We start from the raw sequence: 549 nt of genomic DNA on the forward strand, positions 1-549 counted from the left end.
TAGCTCCTGATGGGTCTGTTCGCCTTTAGGCGGATGAAGGCACGCGAGGCTGCTGCACTAGCGGTGGCCTCCGTTCCCGAAAAGCCGACCGACAAGACTTCTACCGTGAAGCCCGATGGCAGTAACAATCGACGCAACAGCGGGCGGCGCAAGCGCCAACAGCTACATGACTCTGGCGCAGGCTGACGCCTACGTCGAGGCAATGATCAGTAGCGCCGATGTAACTGCGTGGAGCACCGGCAGCGACGACACTCGTAATCGTGCTTTGACTGCTGCTGCTCAGCGTTTAGATCGCGAGCGATTTATAGGAGCGCGGGCAACAGATACACAGGCATTGCAGTGGCCTCGAACAGGCGTGCGTAAGCCTGACACCTACGTCAACACGTACGCAACAGGCTTTCCATTCCGCATTTCTGAAGATTACTTCACCGATACAGAGATTCCGGACCAAATCAAACGCGCGCAGGTTGAGCTCGCTGTTTACTTGAAGAACAATGTCGAGGGCATAAGCCTCGGAGGTCTCGAAGATTTTAAGAACGTCAAGATCGG

At 55.6% G+C, this 549-nt stretch carries 1 protein-coding gene; it reads left to right on the forward strand.

Features of this window, described 5'->3' with window-relative positions:
- Window positions 1-115: 115 nt before the first annotated feature.
- On the forward strand, window positions 116-549 hold a 434-nt coding region (locus tag B3520_RS13695; protein WP_286876292.1), incomplete at its 3' end, for a DnaT-like ssDNA-binding protein.

The sequence above is a fragment of the Marinimicrobium sp. UBA4509 genome (assembly GCF_002388575.1).
Taxonomy (GTDB): domain Bacteria; phylum Pseudomonadota; class Gammaproteobacteria; order Pseudomonadales; family Cellvibrionaceae; genus Marinimicrobium; species Marinimicrobium koreense.